Below are 12,474 nucleotides of genomic sequence, written 5' to 3' on the forward strand. Positions count from 1 at the left end.
AAACGCTTGCGGCGACGCTGATGGAGTGAGCATGCTGAATGTCATGCACTCCGGACGCCGTGTGATGGCAGCGCTGCTGGTGTTGCACGCAGTCGAGATGGCTGGACTCCTGGGCGCCGTGGTCGTCACCGCGCGTCTGGCGCACTCGCTTCCTGATCGCGGCATGGGGCTGGCGACGCTGTTGCTGTTGGTGACGATGCTGCCGGTCGGATGGCAGGGTTACCGGCTACTCGCCGGGCGCAGATCACTCAACGTGGCCGGGCTGGCCGTGCAGTCGGGGATCGTTATGGTTGCGATCGCGGTGGCCACCCAGAACCCAGCTGTTGGTGGATTCGGGATCGTTGTGGGGTGCTCGGTGCTGGCCGGTTGGGGTCGGTTGGCCAAGACCGGTTCGCTTAAGACCGGTTCGGTCAGTGCGGAGCCTTCGCCGCAGACCGTGTATGTGGCATCGACTGGTTCGACCGCACAGATCGGGATCAGCGGTGCGGTGCTGGCGGTGCTCACGACGTTGGTGGTGCTGGCCGCGCTGAGCGTGCGCAGCGGCATCGTATTCGGGCTGGTCGTTTTGGCGGTCATCTTCATTCCGCTCGAGCGGCTGTGCGCGCTGCATCCGCGTCGGGTGCTGCGCCCAGGGTGGCGCACCGATCTGGTGCACTATCTGGTCAACGGTGCCGCGTTGAAGCTTGGCTTGGTCGTCTCGGTGGTCGTGGTCGGTGGCGCGTTGCGGGTATTCGTCCCAGGGCCGCTGCGCACGGCTGTCGGCGCGAGTCCGGGCTGGGTGCAGATCTCAGCGGGATTGGCGATCGCCATGGTCGGCGGGTACGCCGGACACCGTGCCGCTCACGAGGTGCCGCTGCTGTGGCGATTCCACCGGGTGCATCACAGTGTGCGCGAGATGGACTGGCTCGCCGCCAATCACCTGCATCCCATTGACGAGATCTTTGGTCGATCCGTTGCGGTCCTGCCGTTGTACGCGCTGGGCTTCGGCCGAGTCAGCCTGGGTGCGTTCATCGTCCTGCTCACGGTGCAGGCCATTTTCATCCACGCCAACGTGCGGATCAGGTTGGGCCCACTGCGCTGGGTGATCGCCACCCCGCAGTTCCACCACTGGCATCACGCCCGCGAGCCGCAGGCCTACAACACCAACTTCGCTGGCGAGTTCCCAGTCCTGGACGCCTTGTTCGGGACCCTGTACCTTCCCGCGGACCGCTGGCCGGCGCAGTACGGTATTGACGACACCGAGCCGGCTGGTTACCTGCGTCAGCTTGCGTGGCCATTACGGACCCGGTGCGCGTCCGGCTCCGGGGCGGCGCGCCCAGAGTTGGTTAGTGCAGCGATGCCGGCTCAGCTCGTGGAATGAGGATGCCGGCTCAGCTCGTGGAATGAGTAGGTCTTCTACGGGTCGATGTGCGTTGGGGGCGTGCCCAAGACGGGGTCACCGGCAGGTGGATTGCCGTCGCTCATCAGGTAGCAGTCGGTCTCGCCGAGATTGCGAACCCCGTTCGGGTAATACGTCACGCAGCGTTGCCACATGCCGTCAGAGGTGACGGGGTCGTCGCACATCTGTGCAAGTGGGTGCCCCGCCCAGTCCGGGTTTATGCATCCTGCGCTTGCCGGGGGTGCCGCGGTGATCAGCCCGCCTCCCGTCACCATGCCAGCCAGTGCTGTCACGATGTATCGCTTTATGGTTCTCTCCTTCCACGAAGGGTTGCCGGCTCAGTCGTCGATGTGCGTCGGAGGGTCATTGAAGGCGGCACCCCAAGGATGCAGGTCAGGGCCCATCACATCGGAGCGGTGGTCGAGCACGCCGTAATTGTTTGTGGTGCCGGGCGGGGCGCCATACGTCGAGTTGAATACCACGCAACGTTGCCAGGTGCCGTCAGGCTGGACGGGTCCGTCGCACCTGCTGGCGGCCATCCATCCTCCGTACAGGCAGCCGGCGCTGGCCGGGGGCGCTGAGCCAACCAGCCCTCCGGTGATCAGTGCGGCGGCCAGACCCGCGACGAGGTATTGCTTCATGGCTCTCTCCTTTACATCGCCGCTGGCCATGACACTACTGGTCAGGTGCGCAGCGTTTGCTGTGTTTGACGGAAGTTTGCTGAGCAGCAGTAGCGGATGATGTGATCCGGATGCGATATGGTCAACCCGACGAAGGACCGGATGTGATGCGCCTGCTGATCGCCAATCGTGGTGAGATCGCGCTCCGAATCATCAGAACCGCAACCGAATTGGGACTCGGTACGGTCGCCGTCTATGCCGAGGACGACGCCGACACCCCACATGTGCACGCAGCCGACGAGGCGATCGGTCTGCCCGGCGCCGGTCCGGCCGCCTATCTGGACCACGCCGCGATCCTCGCGGCAGCCAAGAAGTCCGGCGCCGAGCTGATCCATCCCGGCTACGGGTTTCTCAGCGAACAGCCGGAATTCGCGCGTGCTTGCGCGACGGCGGGGTATACGTTCGTCGGGCCGGACGCCGCCGCGCTGGAAAGGTTCGGTAACAAGTCGTCGGCCCGTCGCGCCGCGGCAGCGGCCGACGTGCCGGTACTGCGGGCCACCGAGGGACCCAGCACCGTCGAGGATATTTGTGCGTTCGCTGCGGCCCAAGCCGGCGCGATCGTGATCAAAGCGCTCGCCGGGGGCGGCGGCCGCGGGATGCGAATAGTCCACAGCGCGGACCAAATTGACGACGCCTACCGGCAGTGCGCCGCCGAAGCCCAACTCGGTTTCGGCGACCCGGCGGTGTTCGCCGAGGCGCATCTGGCCAACGCGCGGCACATCGAGGTGCAGATCGTCGCCGCGCCCGCCGGTCAGGCAACGCGAGCGCTGGCGCTCGGCGACCGGGACTGCAGCATTCAGCGGCGCTATCAGAAAGTCATCGAGATCGCACCGGCACAAGGTGTTTCCGATACCCTGCGCCGCGAGCTGCACGCGGCCGCGGCCAGGCTATGCTCGCAGAGCGACTACCGCGGCCTGGCTACCGTTGAATTCCTGGTTGCCGGTGAGCAATTCGTGTTCCTCGAAGTCAACCCACGAATCCAGGTCGAACACACCATCACCGAGGAAACCACCGGGCTGGACCTGGTGTCGCTACAGCTCGCGATCGCCGGCGGTGCCGCTTTTGACGAGTTGGGACTCTCTAGCGGAATCAGCGCGGACGGCAACGACGTCATCGGCGATCCGGCTGCAGCACAGGGCATTGCGATCCAGACCAGGGTCAACATGGAGACTCTTGCACCCGATGGGTCGGTGATACCCACGGCGGGCACCCTGACGGTGTTCTCGCCGCCGACCGGACCCGGCGTGCGCGTCGACACCTACGGCTGCCCCGGACTGACACCGAGCCCGCGGTATGACTCGTTGCTGGCCAAGGTGATCGCTCACGTACGCGGCTCGTCCTTCCCAGCGGCACTACGCAAGGCAGGCGTAGCGTTGGCGGACTTCCGTATCGAGGGCATCCGCACCAACATCGATCTACTGCGCGCGATGCTGTCCGACAGCCGACTGCAATCAGGCTGGTTGACAACGAGCTTCGTCGACGAGAACCTCACCGCCCTGGTCGGTGTCGCACAGTCTCGGCACGAGACCCGAGTGGCGCCGCTCGAACTGTATCCGGGTGAGGAGGTGCTGCGCGCACAACTGGCCGGCACCGTGGTCGAGGTGGCGCCGGAAGGCGCCGAGTTCGCGGCGGGCGCGCAGCTGGTCGTGCTCGAGGCGATGAAGATGCAGCACGTGCTGATCGCGCCGGACGCGGTATGCACGGTCCGGACTCTGGTGGCGCCTGGGCAGGTCGTCGGAACCGGAGACCCGTTGGTGGTCTTCACCCGCACCGGCGCGGGCGCGCAGGTCGAGGGCCTTGCCGACGTCGATCTGGACCGCGCTCGTGAGGACCTCGACGAGGTCCGTCGTCGTCACCAGCTCACTCTCGACGAGGGGCGAGTCGCGGCAATTGCTAAGCGGCACAAGCAGGATCGACGCACCGCCAGGGAGAACATCGCCGATCTGGTGGATCCGGGAAGCTTCGTCGAGTACGGTGCGCTGACGCTGGCGGCGCAGCGCAGCAGGCGCTCCGAGCAAGACCTGATCGCCAACACTCCCGCCGACGGCTTGGTCGCCGGGGTCGCGACGATCGGCGGAGCCGAGGCGGTCGTGCTGTCCTACGACTACACCGTGCTCGCGGGCACCCAGGGCATGCGCAACCACGCCAAAACCGATCGGGTCTTCGACCTGGCCGCCCGCAGAAAGCTGCCGGTGGTGCTGTTCGCCGAAGGCGGCGGTGGCCGGCCCGGCGACACCGACGTCGCCAATGTGGCCGGTCTCGATGTGCCGACCTTCCGCGCGCTCGGCGCGCTGAGCGGCCGAGTCCCGTTGGTGTCTATCGTCTCCGGGCGGTGCTTCGCCGGTAATGCCGCCCTGGCCGGGACGTGCGACGTGATCATCGCGACCCCCGACGCCAACATCGGTATGGGCGGTCCGGCCATGATCGAGGGCGGCGGACTCGGCGCGTACCGGCCGGAGGACATCGGGCCTATCGATATCCAGCGGCGCAATGGAGTGGTCGGCCTGGTTGCGCGTGACGAAGCGCACGCGGTGTCGCTCGCCAAGCAGTACCTGTCGTATTTCCTGGGTAAGCTCGACGACTGGGAGGCCCCGGACCCGCGACACGCTCGACATGTCGTGCCGGAGAACCGGTTACGAGCCTACGACGTGCACCACGCGATCGAGTCGATCGCCGACGTCGGATCGGTCCTGGAATTGCGGGCCGACTATGGAGTCGGAGTGGTCACCGCGCTGGTCCGCGTCGAAGGTGCGGCATTCGGCTTGCTGGCCAACAGCAGTCATCATCTCGGCGGGGCCATCGACGCCGAGGCCGCCGATAAAATCGCCGACTTTCTCATGCTTTGCCAATCATTCGGGCTGCCGATCATTTCGTTGTGTGACACGCCCGGCTTCATGGTCGGCCCAGACGCCGAAGTCGATGGCGCGGTCCGCCGGATGAGCCGGCTGTTCGTTGTCGGCGCTCGACTGACGGTGCCGTTCGGGATGATCATCCTGCGCAAGGGTTACGGGCTGGGAGCAATGGGCATGGCCGGCGGCTCCTTCCACGCCCCGGAGTTCACGGTCGCCTGGCCGATGGGGGAGATCGGCGGGATGGGCCTCGAGGGTGCTGTGCGGCTGGGATTCAGCAAGGAGCTGGCCGCGGTCATCGACCCGATCGAACGCCAGAACCTGTTCGACAAGTTGGTTGAAGCGGCCTACCAGCACGGCAAGGCGCTGACATCGGCCACCACCTTCGAGCTCGACGACGTGATCGACCCGGCGGACTCGCGGGCGTGGATCACTCGGCTGCTGTTGCGCGACTGAACGCGATCCTCATTTTCGAATCTGAGGCCAGATTCAAGTAGTCTGGACGAATGGATGCGACTGCGTTCGATGCGCACGAGAATGTGCTGTCGATGGAGCCCGCGGCGCCATCGCGGCAACGACCTGCGACGGTGCGCGGAGCCCGCACCCGGGCCGCGTTGATCGCCGCCGCGCGGAAAGTGTTCGAGCGGGACGGCTACGTCGACTGCAAGCTCACGGACATCACCAAGGTGGCCAAGTGCGCGACCGGGTCCTTCTACACCTACTTCGCCAACAAGGCGGAGATCTTTGCCGCGGTGCTCGACGAGGCGCAGCGGGACATGATGCACCCGGGCATGGGCCGGGTGGCTGACGATGATGATCCGTACGCGGTGCTCGAGGCCAGTAATCGGGCATATCTCGAGGCATATCGACGCAATGCCAAGCTGATGGGACTGCTCGAGCAGGTCGCGCAGGTGGATCCCGAGTTCCGCAAGTTCCGCCGGCGCCGTGCAGAAGCGTTCATCCAGCGCAACGCCCGCGGGATCGCCGACCTGCAGGCGCGTGGGATCGCCGACTCCGACATCGATCCGTTGCTCGCCTCGAGCGCGTTGTCGGGCATGGTCAGCCGGCTCGCGTACAGCGTGTTCACACTGGGCGAGAGCGAGGACGGCTACGGCGAGCCGCCCGAGTTCGAGGTGATGGTGTCCACCCTGACCCGGCTCTGGGCCAACGCGCTCCGGTTTCCCGGCCACCGTTGAGTCCCCAGCATCATCGAGACGAAGTTGAATTTGGCTCCAAATTCAACTACAGTCCGATCGATCGGACGGAAGTTCGTTTCGGCCGTATTCCTTGCCCCCGACGATGAGGACGCTGTTGTGAAGGTTGCCGAAAAAGTCGCTGTCGTCACCGGCGGCGGGGGCGGCATCGGCGGCGCGCTGGCCGCGAAACTGGCTCAGCAGGGTGCCCGGGTAGTCGTCGCCGACCTGGATGCGGGCGCCGCGCGGGCAGTGGCGGAAAGTGTCAACGCCGACCGGCCCGGCACGGCCGTCAGCGCCGGCGGCAACGTATCCGACACCGCCCAGATCCAACGGCTGATCGATCTCGCGGACAGCGAATTCGGCCCGGTGGACCTCTATTTCGCGAACGCGGGCATCACCGGCGTCGCGGGACTCGACATCAGCGAGCGCGAATGGGACCAATCCATCGACGTCAACCTGCGCGCTCACACCCGCGCCGCACAACTGCTGGTGCCCACTTGGGTTGAGCGCGGCGAGGGTTACTTCGTGAGCACCGCCTCGGCGGCCGGATTGCTCACCCAGCTCGGCTCCGCCACCTACGCGGTCACCAAACACGCGGCGGTCGGCTTCGCGGAGTGGCTGAACATCACCTACGGCGACCAGGGAGTACGGGTGAGCTGTCTGTGCCCGATGGGGGTGAACACCAAGCTGCTGTATTCCGGCGAGGAGACCGGCGGCGTGCTGGGCACCCTCGCCACCCGGGCAGTCACCGCGGCGGGTGATGTGCTGGAGCCGGCCGCGGTCGCCGACATCGTCCTTGAGGCAATCGATGAGGAGCGATTCCTGATCCTTCCGCATCCGAGCGTGCTGGACATGTACCGCCAGAAGGCGGCCGATTATGACCGTTGGTTGAGCGGCATGCGCCGTTACCAACGCAGCCTGCTCGACTCAGATTCGGCGGGTTCTTCCTAGACCGGCCGATTTCGCCGAATACCGTGAGGAGTTCGTATGTCCGTGTTCGAAATGTCTGATCGCACCAAGAAATACCAGGCGGATCTGCTGGAGTTCATGGAGTCGCACATCTATCCCGCCGAGCCCGTTTACGACCGGCAGATGCGTGAATCCGGCGATCCGCACTTCCAGCCGCCGATCTTGGAGGAGCTCAAGGCGGAGGCGCGTCGACGGGGACTCTGGAACCTGTTCCACCCGCACCCCGAGTGGGGGCCCGGGCTCACCAATCTCGAGTACGCACCGCTCGCCGAGATCATGGGCCGCAGCCACCTCGCCTCCGAGGCGTGCAACTGCAACGCGCCGGACACCGGCAACATGGAGGTGCTGACGCTGTTCGGCACCGACGAGCACAAGGAGAAATACCTCAAGCCGCTGCTGGACGGCACCATGGCCTCCGCGTTCGCGATGACCGAACCGCAGGTCGCCAGCTCGGACGCCACCAATGTCCAGCTGTCGATGACGCGCGATGGCGACGAGTACGTCCTCAACGGACGAAAATGGTTCGCCTCCAACGCTTTACACAAGAACTGCAAGGTCATGATCGTGATGGGCAAGACGGACCCGACGGCCGCCCCGCACCGGCAGCAGTCGATGATGGTCGTTCCTATCGACGCCCCCGGTGTCACGGTGATGCGCGGGTTACCGGTATTCGGGTATCAGGACCGCGAGGGCCACGCCGAAATTGACTTCAAGGACGTGCGGGTGCCACTCAAAGACGTGCTCAAGGGCGAAGGCGAGGGCTTCGCGATCAGCCAGGCACGCCTCGGGCCCGGCCGCATCCACCACTGCATGCGTGCAATCGGCATGGCCGAGCGGGCACTGGAATTGATGTGCAAGCGGGCGCAGTCCCGCGTCACCTTCGGCAAACCGATCAGCGAGAACGCCAACATCCAGGACTGGATCGCCGAGGCACGCATCGACATCGAGATGATCCGGCTGCTCACGCTCAAGGCCGCATACCTGATGGACACGGTCGGCAACAAGGCAGCGCAAACGGAGATCGCGGCGATCAAGGTGGCGGCTCCGAAGGTCGCGCTGACGATCGTCGACCGAGCGATTCAGGTGCACGGCGGCGGCGGGGTGACCGACGACTTCCCGCTTGCCCTGGCGTGGGCGCACCTGCGCACGCTGCGCCTCGCCGACGGCCCGGACGAGGTGCACAAGCGTGCCATCGCCCGTCAGGAACTGCGCAAGTACCGAGACCAACCCGCCGCGGTCCAGATCGCCAAAGTGAGCTGACATGTCATTGGACCTGACCGGCCGCACCGCGATCATCACCGGGGCGTCGCGCGGGATCGGGTTGGCGATCGCGCAGCAACTGGCGGACGCGGGGGCGAACGTCGTAGTCACCTCCCGCAAGCAGGAGAGCGCGGATGCGGCCGCGGCGCAGATCGGTGACAAGGCCCTGGGCGTCGCCGCGCATGCGGTCGAGGAAGATGCCGCCAAACGTTGCGTCGACCTGACACTTGACCGGTTCGGCAGCATCGACATCCTGGTGAACAACGCCGGCACCAACCCGGCATACGGCCCGTTGATCGAGCAAGACCACGGCCGGTTCACTAAAACCTTTGAGGTCAACCTATGGGCGCCGCTGCTGTGGACCTCGCTGGCGGTCAAGGCCTGGATGGCCGAGCACGGCGGCGCCGTGCTCAATACCGCATCCATCGGCGGCATGCATCAGTCGCCGAACATGGGCATGTACAACGCCACGAAGGCCGCGCTGATCTCCGTCACCAAGCAACTGGCGCTGGAACTTTCACCGCGGGTTCGGGTCAACGCGATCTGCCCGGGCGTGGTTCGCACCCGGCTTGCCGAGGTGCTGTGGAAGGACCATGAGCAGGCTCTGTCGGCATCCACTGCGGTGGGGCGGATCGGTGAACCGGCCGACGTGGCGGCTGCGGTCGCGTTCCTGGTGTCGGATGAGGCCAGCTGGATCACCGGCGAGACCCTGGTGCTCGACGGCGGTCAGCGGCTCGGCAATGCGCTCATGTTCCGCGCCGGGGCCGGACTCGGTGGCTAGCTCCGGCGTTGTCGGAATCGATCCGACCGAAGTCGCGGAATGGATCGAGCAGCTCGCGATCACGTTCACTGCCCCGCTGACCTTCGAGCGGATCGGGCTGGGGCAGTCGAACCTGACCTACCTGGTGTGTGACGCCCAAGAGCGAAAGTGGGTGTTGCGCCGTCCGCCGCTGGGAGACCTGTTGGCGTCGGCGCACGACGTCGCCCGCGAGGCGCGGATCCTGTCGGCGCTGGAGGACACCCCCGTGCCTACGCCGCGGGTGTACGGGCTGAGTCGGGATGCCGCCGGCGTCCCGCTGCTGTTGATGGAGTTCGTCGACGGCCTGGTGGTGGACCGGATGCCGATCGCCGAATCGTTGACGCCGCAGCGCCGCAGGCAAATCGGCCTCTCGATGCCCACCACCCTGGCCAAGATTCACGCGGTCGACCTCGAAAAGGCTGGCCTCGATGACCTGGCCAGCCACAAGCCGTACGCGCAGCGTCAGCTCAAACGTTGGGCCGGGCAATGGGAGCAGTCGAAAACCCGGGAGCTGCCCGACCTCGACGACTTGACCCGCCGGCTGATCACCGCCGCACCGCAGCAGCAGGAGCTGACGTTGGTGCACGGCGACTTTCACCTGCGCAACGTCATCACCTCGCACATGACCGGTGAGGTCGTCGGCGTCTTGGACTGGGAGCTGTCCACCCTCGGCGACCCGTTGGCCGATATGGGCAGCCTGCTGGCGTACTGGCCCCAACCGGGCGAGGAAGACATCGCGGGCGGCTTCGCTGCCACCGCGCTGGAAGGATTCCCGGACCGTGCCGAGATGGCGCGGGTATACCTGGCGCAGACCGGGCGGGACGCGGCGACGCTAAAGTACTGGCACGCGTTGGGGCTGTGGAAGATCGCCGTCATCGCCGAAGGTGTGATGCGGCGCGCGATGGACGTGCCACAGAACAAGGCCGCTGCCGGCACGCCGACCCTGCGATGGATCGACGCGCTGGTATGCAAGGCGCGTGAAGTGGCGGAGGATGCGGGTATCTGAATCGATGGGAGACGCCGATGGGCATCGACGAACAAGCGATAGCACTTGATCTGAGCGGGCGAGTGCAGGCGCTGCTCGACGAGCACGATCCGGCAAGCAGTGACCCGCGGGAATTCCTGGCGGCGCGTTTCGACGCCGGTCTGGCGTGGGTGCACTTCCCACGCGGTTCCGGCGGGCTGGATCTGCCGCGAAGCTTTCAGTCGCAGGTCGAGACCGACCTGGCCGCGGCGGGCGCGCCGCCGGGAGGCGGACCACACAACGGCATCGGCATGGGCATGGCGGCGCCGACCATTGCCGCCTTCGGTAGCGCGGAGCAGCAACGAAAGTTCTTGCGGCCGTTGTTCACCGGAGAGCACTTCTACTGTCAGTTGTTCAGTGAGCCGGGTGCCGGATCCGACCTGGCCGGGGTTTCCACCCGCGCGGTGCGCGACGGCGACGACTGGATCGTCAATGGGCAGAAGGTCTGGACGTCGAGCGCGCAGAAAGCCCAGCGGGCGATCCTGGTCGCGCGGACCGACCCGACCGTTCCCAAGCATCAAGGCCTGACCTACTTCATCTGCGACATGACCGACGGCGGGGTCGACGTGCGTCCGCTGCGCCAGATCACCGGTGAAGCCGAATTCAACGAGGTGTTCCTGACCGATGTCCGGGTGCCCGACGCGAACCGGCTCGGCCCCGAGGGTGGTGGCTGGAAGGTCGCGACAACCACGCTGAACAACGAACGCGTTGCCATCGGCTCGATGGCCGGTATCACGCGCGAAACCGGGATGATCGGCAAGGTCACCGCAGCCTGGCGGGCCGAACCGCGGCTGCGCAATCCGGCGATGCATGACGAGCTGATGCGGCTGTGGGTAGAAGCGGAGGTCGCCCGGCTGACCGGGCTGCGACTGCGCCAGCGGCTCACCTCCGGTCAGCCCGGACCGGAAGGCGCCGGAATGAAGGTGACATTTGCCCGTCTGGCCCAGGCGATTTCAGGCTTCGAGATCGAGCTGCACCCGGAATCCGGCCTGCGCTACGACGATTGGACGATGCGGCAACCCGAAGCTGTCGATTTCACCGGACGCGAGCCCGGGTATCGCTACCTGCGTGCGCGGGGCAACTCGATTGAGGGCGGCACGTCGGAGATCCTGCGCAACACCATCGCCGAGCGCATCCTCGGCCTGCCCCCGGAACATCGAGTCGACAAAGACATCGCATTCAAGGATTTAGATAAAGGAGCAGCTCGATGATCGACCTGCTGTACTCCGACACCGAGGAGGCATTGCGCGACAGCGTGCGCCGCCTGTTCGCCGACAGGTGCCCGCCGGAATCGGTGATGGGCGCTTACGGGCCTGCGCCGCACGACTTTTCCGATGTCTGGCACGCACTGGCTGCCGATCTTGGCATGGCCGGCCTGCTGGTGCCCGAGGAATTCGGCGGCGCGGGCGCAAGCGCCCGTGAGGCAGCCGTCGTGATGGAGGAGATCGGCCGGGCCGTCGCGCCGGTGCCGTTTCTGTCCAGCGCGGTGCTGGCCACCGTTGCGCTGCTGGAAGCCGGCGACGCCGAGACGGTCAAGGGATTAGCGGCGGGTTCGCTCACCGCGGCGCTGGTCCTGCCGCTGTCCACCACGCCCGACGACGCGGTTGCCGGTGTCGGCGTCAGCGGCGACGGGCTGACCGGACGGGTCACCAGCGTGGCCGGCGCGAGCGAGGCCGACGTGCTGGTGGTGCCGGTGGCCGGACCCGACGGGCTGGAGTTACACACCATCCCCCGGGACGCGACAGGCGTCGCCGTGTCGTCGGTGCTCACCCTGGATATGACGAGACCCCTTGCCAATGTGGAGTTTTCTTCAGCTGCGTCGTCGCGCGTCGGGACTGCGTCTGCCGATCCCGCGGTGCGGGCGGCGCTAGAGACGGGTGCGGCTCTGCTCGCGTCCGAGCAGCTGGGCATCGCGCAGTGGTGTTTCGATACCACCCTGGGCTACGTCAAGCAGCGCAAGCAGTTCGGCCGGGCGATCGGGTCCTATCAGGCCATGAAGCACCGGCTGGCGGATCTGTGGATCGAAGTCAATTCCGCCACGGCCGCCGCCCGATACGCCGCCGGCACCTGTGCTCGCCGAGACGACGACGCCACGATTGCCACGGCCGTCGCGCAGGCCTACTGCAGCGGCGTCGCTGTGCACGCTGCCGAGGAATGCGTTCAGTTGCACGGCGGCATCGGAATGACCTGGGAGTACCCGGCGCATCTTTACCTGAAGCGGGCCAAGAGCGATCAATTGGCTTTTGGCACCGCCTACCGTCACCGCGCCCGACTGGCCGACCTGGTTGACTTGCCGGTGTCCTGACGAACGACAGGAGC

General features: G+C 66.3%; 11 protein-coding genes. 9 read left to right on the forward strand and 2 right to left on the reverse strand.

Translation table 11 applies throughout. The features are described 5' to 3' along the window. Window positions 1-31 precede the first annotated feature (31 nt). Window positions 32-1,360 (forward strand): sterol desaturase family protein, encoded by a 1,329-nt coding sequence (locus ACLQI9_RS18375; protein ID WP_442378571.1) that lies wholly within the window; start codon window positions 32-34, stop codon window positions 1,358-1,360. Window positions 1,361-1,395: 35 nt separating this feature from the next. On the opposite strand, the gene ACLQI9_RS18380 is transcribed toward ACLQI9_RS18375, so the two are convergent. Beyond that, on the reverse strand, window positions 1,396-1,671 hold the full coding sequence (locus ACLQI9_RS18380) for a CDGP domain-containing protein (protein WP_442378570.1): 276 nt from the start codon (window positions 1,669-1,671) through the stop codon (window positions 1,396-1,398). A 45-nt stretch (window positions 1,672-1,716) separates the two neighbouring features. Then, window positions 1,717-2,019, reverse strand: coding sequence for a CDGP domain-containing protein (locus ACLQI9_RS18385; protein WP_442378569.1), 303 nt, complete (start codon window positions 2,017-2,019; stop codon window positions 1,717-1,719). 146 nt (window positions 2,020-2,165) lie between these two features. On the opposite strand from ACLQI9_RS18385, the gene ACLQI9_RS18390 reads away from it, so the two are divergent. From ACLQI9_RS18390 to ACLQI9_RS18425, 8 genes are all read left to right on the forward strand, one after another. Then, window positions 2,166-5,363: a carboxyl transferase domain-containing protein gene (locus tag ACLQI9_RS18390; RefSeq protein ID WP_442378568.1), complete on the forward strand. Its 3,198-nt coding sequence runs from the start codon at window positions 2,166-2,168 to the stop codon at window positions 5,361-5,363. Between the two features lie 92 nt (window positions 5,364-5,455). Next, the gene (locus tag ACLQI9_RS18395; RefSeq protein WP_442378605.1) at window positions 5,456-6,103 is read left to right on the forward strand and encodes a TetR/AcrR family transcriptional regulator; all 648 of its coding nucleotides are present in this window, start codon (window positions 5,456-5,458) and stop codon (window positions 6,101-6,103) included. Between the two features lie 117 nt (window positions 6,104-6,220). After that, window positions 6,221-7,054 (forward strand): SDR family oxidoreductase, encoded by an 834-nt coding sequence (locus ACLQI9_RS18400; protein WP_442378567.1) that lies wholly within the window; start codon window positions 6,221-6,223, stop codon window positions 7,052-7,054. Between the two features lie 36 nt (window positions 7,055-7,090). Next, entirely contained in the window at window positions 7,091-8,332 is a 1,242-nt protein-coding gene (locus tag ACLQI9_RS18405; RefSeq protein WP_442378566.1) for an acyl-CoA dehydrogenase family protein, read from the forward strand. Window position 8,333: 1 nt separating this feature from the next. Then, window positions 8,334-9,113: an SDR family oxidoreductase gene (locus ACLQI9_RS18410; protein WP_442378565.1), complete on the forward strand. Its 780-nt coding sequence runs from the start codon at window positions 8,334-8,336 to the stop codon at window positions 9,111-9,113. Next, window positions 9,106-10,137: a phosphotransferase family protein gene (locus ACLQI9_RS18415; RefSeq protein ID WP_442378564.1), complete on the forward strand. Its 1,032-nt coding sequence runs from the start codon at window positions 9,106-9,108 to the stop codon at window positions 10,135-10,137. The genes ACLQI9_RS18410 and ACLQI9_RS18415 overlap by 8 nt, the downstream gene beginning before the upstream one ends. A gap of 17 nt (window positions 10,138-10,154) precedes the next feature. Continuing rightward, a complete protein-coding gene (locus ACLQI9_RS18420) occupies window positions 10,155-11,366 on the forward strand; it encodes an acyl-CoA dehydrogenase family protein (RefSeq protein WP_442378563.1) in 1,212 nt (403 codons plus the stop codon). Then, entirely contained in the window at window positions 11,363-12,460 is a 1,098-nt protein-coding gene (locus ACLQI9_RS18425) for an acyl-CoA dehydrogenase family protein (protein WP_442378562.1), read from the forward strand. The genes ACLQI9_RS18420 and ACLQI9_RS18425 overlap by 4 nt, the downstream gene beginning before the upstream one ends. Window positions 12,461-12,474 lie beyond the last annotated feature (14 nt).

Source organism: Mycobacterium sp., from assembly GCF_052143115.1.
Classification (GTDB): domain Bacteria; phylum Actinomycetota; class Actinomycetes; order Mycobacteriales; family Mycobacteriaceae; genus Mycobacterium.

Bases quoted from the DNA above. Each gene is read 5' to 3' on its own strand.
- ACLQI9_RS18375 (WP_442378571.1), top strand. From the start codon at position 32: ATGCTGAATGTCATGCACTCCGGACGCCGTGTGATGGCAGCGCTGCTG.
- ACLQI9_RS18385 (WP_442378569.1), bottom strand. From the start codon at position 2,019: ATGAAGCAATACCTCGTCGCGGGTCTGGCCGCCGCACTGATCACCGGA.
- ACLQI9_RS18390 (WP_442378568.1), top strand. From the start codon at position 2,166: ATGCGCCTGCTGATCGCCAATCGTGGTGAGATCGCGCTCCGAATCATC.
- ACLQI9_RS18395 (WP_442378605.1), top strand. From the start codon at position 5,456: ATGGAGCCCGCGGCGCCATCGCGGCAACGACCTGCGACGGTGCGCGGA.
- ACLQI9_RS18405 (WP_442378566.1), top strand. From the start codon at position 7,091: ATGTCCGTGTTCGAAATGTCTGATCGCACCAAGAAATACCAGGCGGAT.
- ACLQI9_RS18410 (WP_442378565.1), top strand. From the start codon at position 8,334: ATGTCATTGGACCTGACCGGCCGCACCGCGATCATCACCGGGGCGTCG.
- ACLQI9_RS18420 (WP_442378563.1), top strand. From the start codon at position 10,155: ATGGGCATCGACGAACAAGCGATAGCACTTGATCTGAGCGGGCGAGTG.
- ACLQI9_RS18425 (WP_442378562.1), top strand. From the start codon at position 11,363: ATGATCGACCTGCTGTACTCCGACACCGAGGAGGCATTGCGCGACAGC.